13 protein-coding genes and 1 tRNA gene are annotated in these 15,763 nt (G+C 60.0%); 4 read left to right on the forward strand and 10 right to left on the reverse strand.

Annotation, left to right across the window (positions count from 1 at the left end):
• Window positions 1-1,540 (reverse strand): energy-dependent translational throttle protein EttA (ettA, locus tag Q0216_RS05120; protein WP_298593474.1); only part of this gene is annotated, 1,540 nt, incomplete at its 3' end.
• Between the two features lie 92 nt (window positions 1,541-1,632).
• Here ettA and Q0216_RS05125 point away from each other — a divergent pair.
• Window positions 1,633-2,049 carry an MmcQ/YjbR family DNA-binding protein gene (locus Q0216_RS05125; protein ID WP_298593476.1) on the forward strand — a complete coding sequence of 139 codons (417 nt, stop codon included), beginning with the start codon at window positions 1,633-1,635 and terminating at the stop codon, window positions 2,047-2,049.
• Between the two features lie 799 nt (window positions 2,050-2,848).
• Here the strand turns inward: Q0216_RS05125 and Q0216_RS05130 are convergent.
• The 8 genes from Q0216_RS05130 to ffh all read right to left on the reverse strand — a co-directional run bounded on the left by Q0216_RS05130 (window position 2,849) and on the right by ffh (window position 11,111).
• Window positions 2,849-3,136: an antibiotic biosynthesis monooxygenase gene (locus Q0216_RS05130; protein WP_298593478.1), complete on the reverse strand. Its 288-nt coding sequence runs from the start codon at window positions 3,134-3,136 to the stop codon at window positions 2,849-2,851.
• A 220-nt stretch (window positions 3,137-3,356) separates the two neighbouring features.
• Entirely contained in the window at window positions 3,357-4,286 is a 930-nt protein-coding gene (gene trmD / locus Q0216_RS05135) for a tRNA (guanosine(37)-N1)-methyltransferase TrmD (RefSeq protein WP_298593480.1), read from the reverse strand.
• A gap of 3 nt (window positions 4,287-4,289) precedes the next feature.
• Window positions 4,290-4,964 carry a ribosome maturation factor RimM gene (rimM, locus tag Q0216_RS05140; protein WP_298593482.1) on the reverse strand — a complete coding sequence of 225 codons (675 nt, stop codon included), beginning with the start codon at window positions 4,962-4,964 and terminating at the stop codon, window positions 4,290-4,292.
• Between the two features lie 192 nt (window positions 4,965-5,156).
• Window positions 5,157-5,402 (reverse strand): RNA-binding protein, encoded by a 246-nt coding sequence (locus Q0216_RS05145; RefSeq protein WP_005505691.1) that lies wholly within the window; start codon window positions 5,400-5,402, stop codon window positions 5,157-5,159.
• 2 nt (window positions 5,403-5,404) lie between these two features.
• The gene (gene rpsP / locus Q0216_RS05150; RefSeq protein ID WP_200962953.1) at window positions 5,405-5,827 is read right to left on the reverse strand and encodes a 30S ribosomal protein S16; all 423 of its coding nucleotides are present in this window, start codon (window positions 5,825-5,827) and stop codon (window positions 5,405-5,407) included.
• Between the two features lie 343 nt (window positions 5,828-6,170).
• The gene (locus Q0216_RS05155; RefSeq protein WP_298593484.1) at window positions 6,171-6,659 is read right to left on the reverse strand and encodes an NUDIX hydrolase; all 489 of its coding nucleotides are present in this window, start codon (window positions 6,657-6,659) and stop codon (window positions 6,171-6,173) included.
• Between the two features lie 12 nt (window positions 6,660-6,671).
• Window positions 6,672-9,416 (reverse strand): hypothetical protein, encoded by a 2,745-nt coding sequence (locus Q0216_RS05160; protein WP_298593486.1) that lies wholly within the window; start codon window positions 9,414-9,416, stop codon window positions 6,672-6,674.
• Window positions 9,417-9,533: 117 nt separating this feature from the next.
• Window positions 9,534-11,111 carry a signal recognition particle protein gene (gene ffh, locus Q0216_RS05165; RefSeq protein ID WP_005505683.1) on the reverse strand — a complete coding sequence of 526 codons (1,578 nt, stop codon included), beginning with the start codon at window positions 11,109-11,111 and terminating at the stop codon, window positions 9,534-9,536.
• Window positions 11,112-11,389: 278 nt separating this feature from the next.
• Between ffh and Q0216_RS05170 the strand changes: the two genes are divergently transcribed.
• Window positions 11,390-11,472 (forward strand) — tRNA-Leu (locus Q0216_RS05170).
• 265 nt (window positions 11,473-11,737) lie between these two features.
• Here the strand turns inward: Q0216_RS05170 and pyk are convergent.
• Entirely contained in the window at window positions 11,738-13,201 is a 1,464-nt protein-coding gene (gene pyk, locus Q0216_RS05175; protein ID WP_298593487.1) for a pyruvate kinase, read from the reverse strand.
• 530 nt (window positions 13,202-13,731) lie between these two features.
• Between pyk and Q0216_RS05180 the strand changes: the two genes are divergently transcribed.
• Together Q0216_RS05180 and Q0216_RS05185 are read left to right on the forward strand one after the other, a co-directional pair.
• Window positions 13,732-14,304, forward strand: a complete 573-nt coding sequence (locus Q0216_RS05180; RefSeq protein ID WP_298593489.1) for a flavodoxin domain-containing protein — start codon at window positions 13,732-13,734, stop codon at window positions 14,302-14,304.
• A gap of 699 nt (window positions 14,305-15,003) precedes the next feature.
• The coding region (locus tag Q0216_RS05185; RefSeq protein ID WP_298593505.1) for a GH25 family lysozyme at window positions 15,004-15,763 on the forward strand (760 nt) is incomplete at its 3' end.

The following is a 15,763-nucleotide window of genomic DNA, read 5'->3' on the forward strand; positions in this document are numbered from 1 at the left end:
ACGCCAGGATGTGGGTTGCCACGCGGTCCAGGAACCAACGGTCGTGGGAGACGACCACTGCACAGCCGGGGAATTCCAGCAGCGCATTTTCCAGGGATGCGAGGGTCTCAACGTCCAGGTCGTTAGTGGGCTCATCGAGCAGCAGCAGGTTACCGCCCTGCTTGAGGGTCAGCGCCAGGTTCAGGCGGTTACGCTCACCACCGGAGAGCACACCCGCCTTCTTCTGCTGGTCCGGGCCCTTGAAGCCGAACGCGGAAACGTACGCACGCGAAGGCATTTCAACGTTGCCGACCTGGATGTAGTCCAGACCGTCAGAGACGACCTCCCAGAGGCTCTTCTCCGGGTCGATGTTCGCGCGGTTCTGGTCAACGTAGGAGATCTTGACGGTCTCGCCGACCTTCAGGCTACCGCCGTCGAGGGGCTCCAGACCAACGATGGTCTTGAACAGGGTGGACTTACCCACACCGTTAGGACCAATCACACCCACAATGCCGTTACGGGGCAGGGAGAAGGACAGACCGTTAATCAGGGAACGGCCGTCGAAGCCCTTCTGCAGGTTCTCAGCCTCAATAACGACGTTACCCAGGCGGGGTCCCGGAGGAATCTGAATCTCTTCGAAGTCAAGCTTGCGGGTCTTCTCAGCCTCCGCAGCCATCTCCTCGTAGCGTGCCAGACGAGCCTTCGACTTAGCCTGGCGGCCCTTAGCGTTGGAGCGGACCCAGTCCAGTTCCTCGCTCAGGCGCTTAGCGAGCTTAGCATCCTTCTTACCCTGAACTTCGAGGCGGGAGCGCTTCTTCTCCAGGTAGGTGGAGTAGTTACCCTCGTAGGGGTACAGGTTACCGCGGTCAACCTCAGCGATCCACTCGGCAACGTGGTCGAGGAAGTAACGGTCGTGGGTAATCGCGATGACGGCACCCTCGTAGGACTGCAGGTGCTGCTCCAGCCAGAGCACGGACTCTGCGTCCAGGTGGTTGGTGGGCTCGTCGAGCAGCAGCAGGTCAGGCTTCTGCAGCAGCAGCTTGCACAGTGCCACGCGGCGGCGCTCACCACCGGAGAGGTGGGTGACGGGCATGTCAGCGGGCGGGCAGCGCAGCGCCTCCATTGCCTGCTCCAGCTGGGAGTCGAGGTCCCATGCGTTAGCGGCGTCGATAGCTTCCTGCAGCTGACCCATTTCTTCCATGAGGGCGTCGAAGTCAGCGTCGGGCTCAGCCATGAGGGCGGAGATTTCGTTGAAGCGGTCCAGCTTGGACTTGATTTCGCCCACGCCTTCTTCAACGTTGCCCAGAACGGTCTTCTCTTCGTTCAGCGGCGGCTCCTGCATGAGGATGCCCACGGTGTAGCCGGGGGTCAGGCGCGCCTCACCGTTGGAGGGCTGGTCGAGGCCAGCCATGATCTTCAGGATGGTCGACTTACCCGCACCGTTCGGACCGACCATACCGATCTTGGCGCCGGGGAAGAACGACATCGTCACGTCGTTAAGGATGACCTTGTCGCCCACAGTCTTGCGGGCCTTGATCATCTGATAAATAAATTCAGCCATAGTTACCTATTTTAGCGTGGATTCGGCTGAGGGTACGAGAGTTTTGGGGTGCACGCTATGCGGAGTACCGAGCGGGTATTAGACTCGAAGCTATGAGCACAAACCCCTCCCCCAAACTTCTGCAACCCGAGGACCTCGAACGCACCGTTGACCGCCTCGCGCTCGCCATGCCGCTGGCGACGCGCGATCAGCCGTTCGGGCCCGAGCACACGGCGTACCGGGTGGGCGGCAAGATATTCGCCATGTACACGGAGGGCATCGGCTACCCCATCGTGAACCTCAAAACCGACCCGGAAGAATCAGAGGTGCTGCGGCGCATCTACCCGAGCATCATTCCGGCGTGGCATATGAATAAGCGACACTGGATTTCTGTAGGCGCCGGCGAGGGCGTAACCGAGCAGGTTCTAGAGGAGCTGATGGAGGATGCGTACCTGCGCGTCATGTACTCGCTACCCAAGGCGAAGCGGCCCATCGAGTTCCGCGAGCGCCCGGTACCCGAGAAACACTAGCCCGAGAAACACTAGGCCGAAAAGCACTGGGGAGAGACACCGGGGAAAGATAGAGTCCGAGCCCGGGGGCGAAGTCCGGGGCGAACGAAAAGCGGTCTTAAACAGCGGAGCGGGCGAGCACCGGTCCGGACCACCGGCTTGCTCACCCGCTTTGCAAAGCACATTCCTATCCGCGACGGGGTAGGTCATCAACCACGATGAACGCTCGAACCACCAAGCTCCCATCCCACATGTTGCGGGGTTCCGTACCATGCACCACTTGTGTGAATACGTGATAGTTGAGTCGGCTCCCTTGCCAGACCTCCTATGCAGAGGAGGCGCTCACATGGGTGCACTGAATATTTCCCTTGAGTGACTCAGCTACGTCATGCGATGTAGCCGAGAGGGGATCGCTGTCTTCGCCCGAACTACCGGCACGGACGAATGTGTGCTCTCGGGAATAATAATAACCTTTTTGCATTAAAGTGTCACTTTCTGCTTGAGGTATTCCGCAAGCACTTATTGAGCATATTTCAGGTGTTTTGTAGCACTGAACCCACATATCCAATTAGGGCAAAACGCCCGTGGGATTTAACCCCCGGAAAATCAAGGAGGGGCCGCCCTAAACCTTCCTTATATCGCCTCCACATGGGCTAATACCCACTTAAAGCAATATGTAGAAAAGTTAGTGCGGCCCCTCATTATTTGAAATAAAAATAGGATAAACCCCTCATCAGGGCGATTATCTGTGGGGTTATCTGGGATTTATCTGGAGTTTATCCATAGTTCCCCGGATCGACCCGGTGCTCAGGGCGACCCGTTACTCGCTGAACTCCACCTTCTCGAAGCTCATGGTGCCATCAGCGTGAGAGACAACAGTATTCGGGTCACGCTCACGACGAGCCGCCGCGTACGCATCATGGCTTGCCTCATCAGCCCAGCGGGTCACCACGAAGTAGTCGCCGCCCTCATCCAGGGGGCGCCAGAGCTCAAAACCCTCAAAGCCGGGGAAAGAGTCAGCAATGTGGCGGGCAGCGGCAAAGCGCTTCTCCAGCTCATCACGATTGTCGCCAACGACAGTCAAACGGTGAACCTTAACAACGGACATGTGTCCTCCTTCTGTTGAGTACGTGCTTTCAACGATGAAAGCGGGTTACGACCTCGCACCAGCTATAGGCAGGCTATATTCTGAGCGAGGACAACCTCAGCATAACGGTTCACGGGCACAAAAAATAGGGGTTAGCGCCAACTAACAGTTATATGACGCTAACCCCCATTCAGAGGATCACGAGGCACTCGCGAGCACCTGTTCGCGGCTGAGGAGAGGCTCAGGAATCCGACCGAGCCTGCACAGCATCAGGCTGTACTGCCTCATGTGGTGCGGTATCTGCCTGAGCCGCGCTATCAGCCTGCGGTGTGGGGTTCTTCTTCGCCTTCTTCTGAGCCGCCTTCGCGGGGTTCGCAAAATGCACCCCGCGCTCAGCCAAGAAACGGCGGTCCTTCTTATCCCACTGCTCCACCGGGTACGCCTCCAACAGATCCGGGCGGCGCTCCAGGGTACGCTCAATCTGACGGTCACGACGCCAACGCGCAATCGCACCGTGATTACCCGACAGCAGCACCTCCGGAACCTCACGATCACGCCACACGGCGGGCTTCGTGTACACCGGATATTCCAGCAGACCGCCCGTATGCGACTCCTCCTCCAGGGAGGCGGGGTTACCCATCGCGCCCGGAATCAGGCGGGTGATAGCCTCAATCATTGCCATGACCGCAACCTCACCACCGTAGAGCACATAGTCGCCCAGGGACACGGGCATCACGCGGAAGCTCTCCTGCGCCCAGTCCAGCACACGCTCGTCAATGCCCTCGTAGCGCGCCGGGGCGAAGACAATATGCTTCTCCTCCGCCAGCTCGTACGCCATCGCCTGATCGAAAACGGCACCCGCCGGGGACGGGACAATCAGCAGCGGGCGGGTATCAGCCTCAGCGGCATCAGAGTTCTCACCTTCAACAGCCTTCAGCGGGGAGGCGGCAAGCACCTCATCCAGCGCCAAGCCCCACGGCTCCGCCTTCATCACCATGCCCGCGCCACCGCCGTACGGAGTGTCATCCACCGTGCGGTGACGGTCAAACGTGTACTCACGCAAATCGTGCAGGTGCAGGTCCACCAGGCCCTTCTCACGCGCCTTACCCAGCAGGGACAGCTTCAGCGGCTCCAGGTACTCGGGGAAAATCGTGACCACATCGTAGCGCACGGACTACTCCCCCGCCTGCTCAGTCGCCTGCTCGGTCGCCTGCGCAGAATCCTTCTCAGCGTCCTCGACCAGGTCAATCAAACCCGCCGGAGGGGTCAGCAGCACAAAGCCGGGCTCATCCTCGGTCGAAGGAACCACCTCAGGCACAATCTCCTCAACAAAAGGAATCATGATCTCTTCACCCGCACCGGATGCAAGACGCGGCGAACGAGCCAGCTTAATCAGCAGCAAATCCTGAACCGGCATGGTCTGCAGACCGGTCACCTTACCCAACGGCTTACCCACGGTCGGGTTATCCACGGGGCTCTCACCCTCGGGAACATCCGCCAGCAGGTACACGGGCAGGTTCACCAGCTCCTGCTCGTAGAAGCCCTCCTCATCGCCCTCATCCTCGGGAACCTCGTAGACCAGGCGGCTGCCGCGCAGCTCCTCAGCCTGATTGCGGGTAGTCACCTCATCAAAACGGACCACCAGAATCTTCTTGTTCCAGCGGGCACCGGCAACCGTCAGCTCACCGGTGGGCGCCACCGAAGCGGCAGCAGAGCCGGGCTTGAAATTCTCGATACCGAGCACCTCACCGCGGGCAAAACGCTCCTGCGGGGCATCAGTAAAGAGCTGAACCGTCACCTCACCACGAATACCGTGAGGCTTACCGATACGAGCCACCACAACCTGCATAATTTTCCTCCGCTGGGTACAAGTCGAACCTACGCCGTGCACGTGCACGGCTCCCACTATTCTACCGGGCACTAGGGACGGGCGCATTCTGCCGCCCGCACTACCACCCCGCGCTACCACCGAGACCCGGGTACGCGAAAGCCCCCGCCTTCCGGAAAAATTCCGGGAGCGGGGGCTTCAAGCGTTAACGAGCTAGCGTCGCTTTTTGTCGGTGTCGATAATGTCGATACGCATCGGCTCGCCATCAGAAATAGCGTCCATCACCAGACGGATGCTCTTGGCGGTACGACCGGACCGGCCAATGACTCGGCCCAGGTCATCCGGATGCACGCGAACCTCAAGGGTTTCACGGTGACGCTGAGTGCGCAGGCGCACCTTCACGTCCTCCGGACGATCGACAATCCCTCGAACCAGGTGTTCGAGTGCGTCAGCCAACATGATTACTCAGCTGCTTCCTCAGCCTCAGCCTCGGGAGCTGCTTCCTCAGCAGCCTCTTCAGCCTTCTCAGCCTTGGGGGTGATAGCCTCGGGCAGGATCACGGAACCCTTCTCGGGAACAACGAACTCGGCCTTAGCCTCGACGGGCAGAACCTTGGACTCTGCCTTCTCGCCCTTGAATGCAGCCCAGTCGCCCGAGAGCTTCAGCAGAGCCAGAACCTGCTCGGTCGGCTGTGCGCCGACGGAGAGCCAGTACTGAGCACGCTCAGAGTTGATCTCGATACGCGAGGGGTGCTCGGTCGGGTGGTAAATACCAATCTCTTCGATGGTCTTACCGTCGCGCTTGACGCGCGAATCAGCGATCACGATGCGGTAACGAGGATCGCGGATCTTACCCATACGCTTGAGACGAATCTTAACAGCCACTTTAGTGGTTACTCCTGTTTCATAATTTGGTGCGAGGCACACGGTTCAGCACCCGTGGGGCGGGCCATTCACGGCGCCTCTATGGACACAACGGCGCGCGAAGAGAGGGGTCGCGCGTCGCCGGGTACTCAGCTAGGGTATCAGAGCCCAAGATTTTAAGCTAGCGACACGGAAAAATAATTGCCCAAGGCACCGAATATCACTTTTAAACGGCGTTCTGTGCTCCGTGATACGCCTGTGATGCACACCTGATGTGCCCGGTCACTAGGCCGCTACTCGGCTCAGATAGCTACACCCGGCAAACCACAGCATAGCGCAGCGTAACCGCCGCCAGTCGAGATTGTTAGGAGTCGAGGTTGCTCAGCTCCAGAGTCTCCCCCGTCTCCAGGGCGCGGTAGCACTCGCGCAGACGCTCCACCATCGACGGGCGCACGTAGCCGTCCAGGTTCTCCGGAGCAACCCACTCATAGGTCACCAGCTCAGCATCCTGCAGGGTAATCTTCGTATCCGCCGCAATCACGCCGCCGTCATACATGTAGTAGGTCGAATCGCCCCACACGCCCAACGCCAGACCGTGGAAAATCAGTAGCACGCGACCCAGCTTCACATCCAGGCCCAGCTCCTCCACAATCTCACGCTCACAACCGGGCTTGGGCGCCTCGCCAGCCTCCACGGTACCGCCGGGAAGAATCCAGCCGTCCTTATAGTTCGGCTTCACCAGCAGCATCTCGCCGCGCTCATTACGAATCAGCGCGCCCGCCGCCAAACGGCGCGTGGGCAAGGTCGCGATAAAAGCCTTCAGCTCTTCATCACTCAGATAGGAATCCTTCATGGCTTCTTTCCTTTAGCGGTCGGTTTTCTTCGCAGCGCGCTGCCTGATGCTACGCACTATACCCAGGGCACGCTCACGCAGTCCAGAGAGTGCCTGCTCCGTGGACGGGGCTGCATCCTCCACCGTGCGGTAGTGGCCCTCACGCAAATCATCAATCAGAGTGCGCTTCTTGGTCGAGCGCTCATCGCTCGCGCTACCACCCGGATGCACCAGCTCAGCATCCGCCACCGGGCGGGCGTGCTTCTTCATCTGAGTCTGCTCAAAAGAACGTAGCACAGTGGGAATCAGAGCCGACTCCACCGTAGCGTTCAGCGCAAAGAGTGCGGCAGCCACCGAGAACTTACGGCTCGCCTTACCCTGAGCACGGCGGCGGCGCGCCACATTCGCCAGGGTCAGGGCGATAGCGCTCTGAGCCGTCACATCCGCGCCCAGGATAAGACCCGCGCGGCGGGTCTTGGCACGAATCTGCTTCGGGGTCAGGGGCTTCTTCGAGGCAGACTTCTTTGAGGCAGACCGTGCGGAGGGGGCAGCCTGCGTTGCCTGAGACGGAACATTTTCAGCGGATGCGTTCTCAGACGGTGCGACATCAGAGCCCGCGGTATCAAAGCCCGCGGCGTCAGATTGCGCATCCTCAGCGGGGTTCGCCTCGGCCTGCGATGCGGCAGACTGTTCCGCGGCAGGCTGTTCTGCTGCAGACTTGGCGGAGTGCGGTGCCAGGGCAGCCCTCAAATGGGCAAGAGCGGCCTCTTCTTCCTCCGGGGTGAAAAACCTGCGACCCGCAGGTAGGTTCGCATCGTCCCTGTCGAAATCGCGATCCTGCTCATAGGAACCCTCGAAGTCACCAAACGGCTCAGGCTCCAGGACGTCTTCTTCCTCATCAAGAGCGTCTTCCGGGAAAGACATGTGAGTGTACTCGAAGGGGATATGACCTTCGCTAATGGCGTCCATCCACTCGGCGAGGCTCACGCGGCGACCGGTCGCCACCAGCCGGTAGCTACGATCCATGGGCGAGGTGTAGCCACCCGGGTAGGGTTCAATCTCCTCATCCTCCCCAGAGAAAGTACCTTCAGACGCATCAGCAGGCTCAGGCTCGGCAGTCTCAGTATCGGCAGGCTCAGTCTCAGCGGGTTCAGCCTCGGCGGGCTCAGCCGCATCTGCAGGCTGCGCGAAGCCCTCATCCTCATTGCCGAAAACGCGCGCCGTGCTAATCGACGCCACATCAAAACCGGTAGTCGGAACCAACGCCAGCTCCGTGGGAACATCCAGCAGCTGCAGCACCGACTCCAACGCCAGGGTGTTGCTCGTATCGCGCAGGTACGCATTCAGGCGGCGACCGGTAATGGAGTCAGCTTCCACACCAAACATCGCCATGACATTAGCGATGCCCTGCTCGATTTCTTCCTCATCGGAACCGAAAATCTTCGAACCCGACAGCTCCGGTGCGCTACCGGGAAGCTCCGAGAGCAAATCCTCCAGCACCCCGCCAAAACGTGCGACTTCCTCACGGCTGAGGGCACGGTTCAGGCGCTTAGGCACACGCTGCCAGGTGAACTCCTCCACGATATTCTCGTAAGGCTCGCCGAACGCCTCCAGGTACCACTCCTCATCCGAGTAGGGTTCGCGGGCGGGCTCCTCATAGACCACCAGGTGCTGCTGGTTCGCGTTGCCCTCAGCAATCAGGGCGTTGCAGTTCAGCAGGCCCAGCAGCGCCATCAAATCCACCGAATCGGCAGAAATGAGGGTCCACTCCCCCGCCGGCGCGGCAACAACCTGCCGAGTACCGGCAGGAAGGTACGCCAAAAGAAGCCCCGTAATCATGTCAATGGGCAGGTCAACGAGCATGGCGGCGTCGCCGTCCACCAGGAACTCCAGCTCACCCTGTCCATTGGGTAGCTCCTCCCACACGGTCGCCTCACCCTCAAGGGCGGCACCGGTCACCGGCAGCTGATCCACCAGCTGCGCCACGTAATCCTCAACGGGAGTACCCACGTGCAGGTGGCCGTCAGCGACCTCCAGCACGTTCATGTAGCCCTCATCATCCACGGCGCACAGCACGTAGAGCTGCACCTGATGCTCACCCATCTCGTAAGCAATCAGCTCCGGGGAGGCGGCGGTCGCCTCAATGAGGGCGGCAATCAGCTCCTCATCGGTGGTGGAACGAGCCATGATGCGGCGGCGCTGAATCTTCTCCTCCAGCTCCATGGTCTGCTCGATACGCTCATTGCGCTGCTTCTCGGCGATGCGCTCCTCATCCTGGGCGCGCAGGTACTCGGGGCTATCCGATTCGCCGATCCCGGCGGGTGCGGGGGCGTCGTCCCACATGCCGGTGAGCTTATCAACGGTCCACTCTTCGCTCTCCAGGGCGGCGGCGAGGCGGTCAACCTTCGTGCGGTCGTTCCAGGCGCGCTGCTGATTGGGATCTTCCGCTTTCACCTCTTCGTGCATGCTGCGGGCCTCACGAATGAGGTTCAGGATGGTTGCGGCAACATCGTCAACGGCGGGGTCGTCGCTCTCGCTGGAGTAGACGAGGTCGCCAGCCAGGTCGGCGGAGTGCTCCCCGTACTCGAGGGCGATACGCGCCCAGACGGGGGTGTAGCCGGGAAGGATGCTCGAATCATCGTCGAAGCCGCCCGCGAACTCGCCGGCAGGGTCCTCTACAGCGTCATCAGCGAAGGCGCGCTGAGACCACGGCGCAACCTGCTCGTTCAGCTGATCATCCGCGTTCTCTCGATCCCAACTCTGCTCGTTCTGAGCCATTGATACCTTCCCTTCACACACCCATTCACATGCCCAAACCGGGCACCATACCGGTACGGGTGCGCCCCGTCACCACGTGCGCACCCGTACCACCCCTCACGGGGCTCATATTTGCTCTTACTGCAGGAACTTCTCGAAGCCCTTCGGCAGGTTCATGCTGGACAGATCCATCTCCTGGTTCTGAGCCTGCTGACCGAACGCAGCACCGGCGCGAGCCTGCTGCGCCTTAGCCGCTGCCGCCTCCTGCGCCGCACGCTTCTGCGGGTTGCCGGAGCGAGCCTTCTTCTTCTTATTGTTCTTCGCGTTCTTGCGAGCGCCACCCGCCGCAGCCGCCATACCGGGCATCTGCATACCACCGGGCATGCCGGGCATCTTGCCCGAAGCGAGCTTCTTCATCATCTTCTGAGCCTGAGCGAAACGCTCCATCAGCTGGTTCACCTCAGACACGGTCACACCCGCACCCTTAGCGATACGGGCACGGCGAGAACCGTTAATGATGCGCGGAGCCACACGCTCGTGCGGGGTCATGGAGCGAACAATCGCCTCCACGCGGTCAATCTCACGCTCGTCAAAAGCCTCAAGCTGCTGACGCATCTGAGCCGCACCGGGCATCATCATGAGCAGCTTCTTCATGGAACCGAGCTTACGAATCTGCTGCATCTGAGCCAGGAAGTCCTCAAACGTGAAGTCTTCCTGATCGATGAACTTCTTCGCCATGCGGTCGGCTTCAGCCTTATCCCACTGAGCTTCAGCCTGCTCAATCAGGGTCAGGATGTCACCCATATCCAGGATGCGGCTTGCCATACGGTCCGGGTGGAACTGCTCAAAGTCAGTGACGTTCTCACCGGTGGACGCGAACATAATCGGCTTGCCGGTCACCGAAGCCACCGACAGCGCCGCACCACCGCGGGCGTCACCATCAAGCTTAGACAGGACCACACCGGTGAAGTCCACACCCTCATTGAAGGCGTTAGCGGTGTTCACGGCGTCCTGACCGATCATCGCATCGATGACGAACAGAACTTCGTGCGGCTCAATAGCGTCACGAATGTTACGTGCCTGCTGCATGAGCTCAGCGTCAACACCCAGACGACCCGCGGTATCGACAATCACCACGTCGTGCAGCTTAGCGCGAGCCTCAGCCACACCGTCACGTGCCACCTGCACGGGATCGCCGGTGGGTACGTCAAACTCGCTGGTCACACCGGGGTGCGGCGCGTACACGGGCACGCCCGCGCGCTCACCAACGACCTTCAGCTGGGTCACCGCGTTGGGGCGCTGCAGGTCAGATGCAATCAGCATCGGGGTGTGGCCCTGGCCCTTCAGCCAGTGAGCCAGCTTGCCCGCCAGGGTGGTCTTACCGGCACCCTGCAGACCCGCCAGCATGATGATGGTCGGGCCGCTCTTCGCCATGTTGATGCGGCGGGTCGAGCCGCCAAGGATGCTCACCAGCTCCTCGTTCACGATCTTGACGATCTGCTGGGAGGGATTCAGCGCCTCGGAAACTTCCGCACCGAGAGCGCGTTCCTTCACGTGAGCGGTAAATTCGCGGACCACGGGGACGGCGACGTCAGCGTCGAGCAGGGCGCGGCGGATTTCGCGGACGGTTGCATCAATGTCTGCCTCGGAGAGGCGGCCCTTGCCGCGCAGGTTCTTAAAAGTTGCCGTCAAGCGGTCGGAGAGAGAATTGAACACGAGCCGTGATCACTTTCTTAACGTTGAGGTGGCCCCCAGCCGCGAAGGCGAACGGGGATGGTTAGTCAGTCTTTAAGGATACAGGATGCACGCTTTCTCCCCCGCCTCCACCTGTGGATAAGTGGCGCCGGTTCACCCTGAGCTCAGGATTTACGCCAACATCCCCTCCCGCATCCAGCCTCAGTCCAGCCTCAGCCTGCTCAACACATCAGATAGATTAGATTTTCTAGACAGCCTGGGTTAGAATTCTAAAGGTGTTACGCACGAATGCGTGATACGCCCGAGTGGCGGAATTGGCAGACGCGCCTGACTCAAAATCAGGTTCTTCGGAGTGTGGGTTCGAGTCCCACCTCGGGCACCAACGCAAAAGCGGCGGGAAAGTTTGAAGCTTTCCCGCCGCTTTTTGCGTATCCGCCCTACGCCCACCCGTGCATCAGAGCCCGCCCACGCATCGGATGCGGCAACAATAGAGACAGGTCGAGACGCAAGAAACCGCCGCCTAGCCGTGAGAATTCACGACCGGGCGGCGGTTTCTATGCATCGAGTGGTTTCTATACATCGGGCAGTACGTTCCGGGAACTAGCCCCGGCTACCCCTCAAAAAATCACTCAGAAAGAGTAAGCGGCTTAGCGCTTGACCTCATTCTCCTCGTAAGGACGCAGGTCCTCACGCTCACCCTCGGGAGCGAAGACGCGATGTGCCTGGACCATGTTGGTGGTACCTGCACGGCCTGCGGGAGCGCCGGCAGCAACGACGACCAGGTCGCCTGCTTCTGCCAGACCATGCTTGAGCAGGTACTCATCCACGAAGGTGAACAGTGCTTCCTGATTGGTAACCATCTCAACCTGCTCAGCCTCAACACCCCACAGCATGGACAGGAAGGAGCGAACCTTCGCACTGGTGGTGAACGCAACAATCGGGGTCTCGGGGCGCAGACGTGCCAGACGACGTGCCGAGTCACCGGTCTGGGTGAAGGTCACGATGAGCTTCGCATCCAGCTGGTCGGCGATGTTCACCGCTGCACGGGTGATCGCGCCACCGCGGGTGCGGGGCTTGCGGTCCAGCTCGGGCACGCGGTACAGACCGCCCTCTTCGGTGTCCTTGACGATTGCGGCCATTGCCTGCAGGGTCAGAATCGGGTACTTACCGACCGAGGTCTCACCGGAGAGCATCACTGCGTCTGCACCGTCGAGGATTGCGTTAGCGCAGTCAGAAACCTCTGCACGGGTGGGAACGGGGTTGTCGGTCATGGACTCGAGCACCTGGGTTGCCACGATGACGGGCTTTGCCCAGCGGCGTGCCATGTCGATAGCCTTCTTCTGAACGAGGGGAACCTCGGAGAAGGGCAGCTCAACACCGAGGTCACCACGAGCGACCATGATGCCGTCGAACTTGTCGATGATGTCCTGCAGGTTCTCAACTGCCTGGGGCTTCTCGATCTTTGCGATGACGGGCACGCGAATACCCTCTTCGTCCATGATCTTGTGGACGGGGTCAACGTCTGCACCGGTACGAACGAAGGAGAGTGCAATAATGTCTGCACCCATCTTCAGCGCGAAGCGCAGGTCGTTTGCGTCCTTCTCGGTCAGCGCGGGCAGGGAGACTGCTGCGCCGGGCAGGTTAATACCCTTGTTGTTGGAGATAGGACCACCGACGACCACGCGGGTGCGAACGCGGGTGGGGGTCACCTCAATTGCTTCGAGGCGGATCTTACCGTCGTCGAGCAGGAGCTTGTCGCCGGGCTTGACGTCGCCGGGCAGGCCCTTGTAGGTGGTGCCACAGATTTCTGCGGTACCTTCAACGTCTTCGGAGGTGATGGTGAAGTCTGCACCGGGCTCAAGGTATTCCTTGCCGTTTGCGAAGCGCTCGAGGCGAATCTTGGGGCCCTGCAGGTCGGCGAGGATAGCAACGTCCTTACCGAGCTTTGCAGACTGTTCACGGATGGTGTCGTAGCGTGCCTGGTGCTCGGCGTGGTCACCGTGGCTCATGTTCAGACGGGCGACGTTCAGGCCAGCCTTGATTGCCTCGGAGATCTTCTCGGGGGATTCGATTGCCGGACCGATGGTTGCAACGATTTTTGCGCGCCTCATGTACCTAACCTTTGTGTGTTGTTTTGCGTGGCCCCAGGGGGTTCACGCTGATTTTCCGGGGAAGACTATCGTCAAATTCCCAATTATTCCCACGCGTTCTAACAGTTAACCACGTGCCGGATGCGTGGGACTCTTTCTCAATTATAGGGGTTTTAAGCCCGCTTGGGTATGCCTCACCCCACCCTTTCCATCGAAGAATTTGTGTTTCACGTCGCATTTTGAGCAGCACCTTCCAGTCGCCAGGTACACCATGGAAAGCCTGTTTTCACGCCCGCCACTCCCGCCTCCCCCGGAAAGTAAATTAGGGTACTTTTCACCCTTAGAAACCAGCCATTCAATCATTACGCAATATTTAGTCACACTCGAGAACCTTCGGGCGTGTTTCAAAAACATAGAGACACTCAGAGTGGGCTATGAGAAGATAGATAGGGCATCCAAAAGCTAGGCGATTTCACATTTTCGCGCGCCTAGCCTATATTGGAACCCATAATTAGTATTTGAAATGCGAAATATATCTGGAAGGTTCACAGATGACTACTCGCGTGCTGATTATCTTCGGCTCCACCTACGGCTACACCGAACAGTACGCCACCTGGCTGGCAGAAGATTTGCGTGCACTCCCGAAGGCTCCCGAAGTTGAGATTGTCCCCGCCTCCAAGGTCACCCCCGAGCAGGCAGAGGCATTCGACGCCTTCGTGATTGCCGGCAGCGACTACGGTGGATTCCTCAACGGCGCACCGGCACTTCGCAAGAAGATTCTGCCGGTCATTGCACCCAAGAAGAACCGCACCGCGTTCTTCACCGTCTCCTTCACCGGTGAATACTCCAAGAAGCTGCTGGACAAGGCCGTCGCCAAGAGCTACACCCCCGAACTGACCGAAGGTCGCCCCGTCTACCACCTGCGTGGCGGCATCGACTTCGACAAGATTTCGCTGGCTCACAAGACCGCGCTGAAGGGCCCGGTGCGCGCATGGCTCATGGCAAACCCGAACCCAAACAAGGGCATTCAGCAGATGCTCGAATGCTACAAGACCGGCAAGGCTGAGTACATCGATCGCGAGACTCTCAAGCCGCTGGTTGAGGACATCGCAAAGTTCCTCTAAGTCCTTCGGGAAAAACCAACTTTCGTTGACCCCGTCTGCCTCTCTCGGATAGGCACGGCAAGAAGCCGAGAGAGCGGGCGGGGCTCACCGAGATAAACGTGCCAATAGGCACTATAGCGTGGTCGATGGCTCTTCATCTCTCCTGCATCGACCATGAAACTCCGGGTACCGGTGCGAGGCCGCGCCAATTACAGTACCCGGAACATGAGGGGTGGGTCTTTGTGTGTGCGGCCCACCCCTTTCCTTATGCCCAACTTTCCTTATGCCCAAAAGTCACCCCGGTTGCCGGCGCCTCGACGGCACAAGCTCCGGATGCGACATTCCACCCCGACAGCACCCAGCCAGTACACCGACGCAGCAGTCCACAGAGTGAAATTCGCAACGCCCCGGCGTGTCGCACACCCAAAATTTTTCGCAAAAATTTGAGCCTATAAATGCACCGACAAGCCTCAAAATAAAACAGGCTCCCCAAAGACGCAGATTTACTGTGCGCTCCGTGAAAATTATGCCGCCAGGCTGACACCCCAAAGCATTGCGCACAGCAGTGCAGGTACCGTAGGCTGATAGCTGTGTCAGCCGCTTGACATACCCGGCAACCGACACACAAATCACTCAATTACCCCACATATTCACTCGTGCCAGAAGCCCCCACACAGGGCCACATCGACACATCCACCTCTCAAACACAGGCAAAAATCTATGAAGAAACTCCAGACTGCCGCGCGCACCGCGGCAGCCCGCTCCATCATGGCGTCCGCAGGTGCACTCTCCCTGGTCGCCGCATCCCTCACCTCCGTTCCCGCCGCATTTGCCGCTCCCACCGCGAGCGCAGCGGCAGAGGTCGCCCCCAACGCATCCTACGAGGAACTCAGCTACGCTCCCGCCCCGGATGCATCCCTGGTCGAACGTTCCAACCCCGCCATGGGCGCGGGCGAGCGCGAACGCCTGGGCACCGCCAACGCACGCACCGGCGCCACCTCCCCCGCTTCTACCGCGACCCTGAGCGGTATTTCTGCAAGCGGCATTTCGGCGTCCCAGAGCTCCGCGCAGGGTCATGCGGCTGGTCAGGCGCTGGCACCCGGTCAGGCGCTGGCTCAGGGCCGCTCCGCGTGGACCCCCTCCGGCGGCACCCTCGGCATGGACGTCTCCTCGCACCAACAGAACGTGGACTGGGCGAGCGCCTACGCCGCAGGTTCCCGCTTCGCCTACGTGAAGGCGACCGAGGGCGGTTACTACACCAATCCCTACTTCGCTCAGCAGTACAACGGCTCCGCCGCATCGGGTATGGTGCGCGGTGCCTACCACTTCGCAAACCCCCGCACTTCCTCGGGTGCCGATCAGGCGCGCTACTTCGTGCAGAACGGCGGCGGCTGGAGTGCCGATGGCCAGACTCTGCCCGGCCTGTTGGACATCGAGTTCAACCCCTACTCCACCTACGGCAACACCTGTTACAACATGA

It is taken from the genome of uncultured Rothia sp. (assembly GCF_937976295.1).
In the GTDB taxonomy this organism is placed as follows: Bacteria; Actinomycetota; Actinomycetes; order Actinomycetales; family Micrococcaceae; genus Rothia.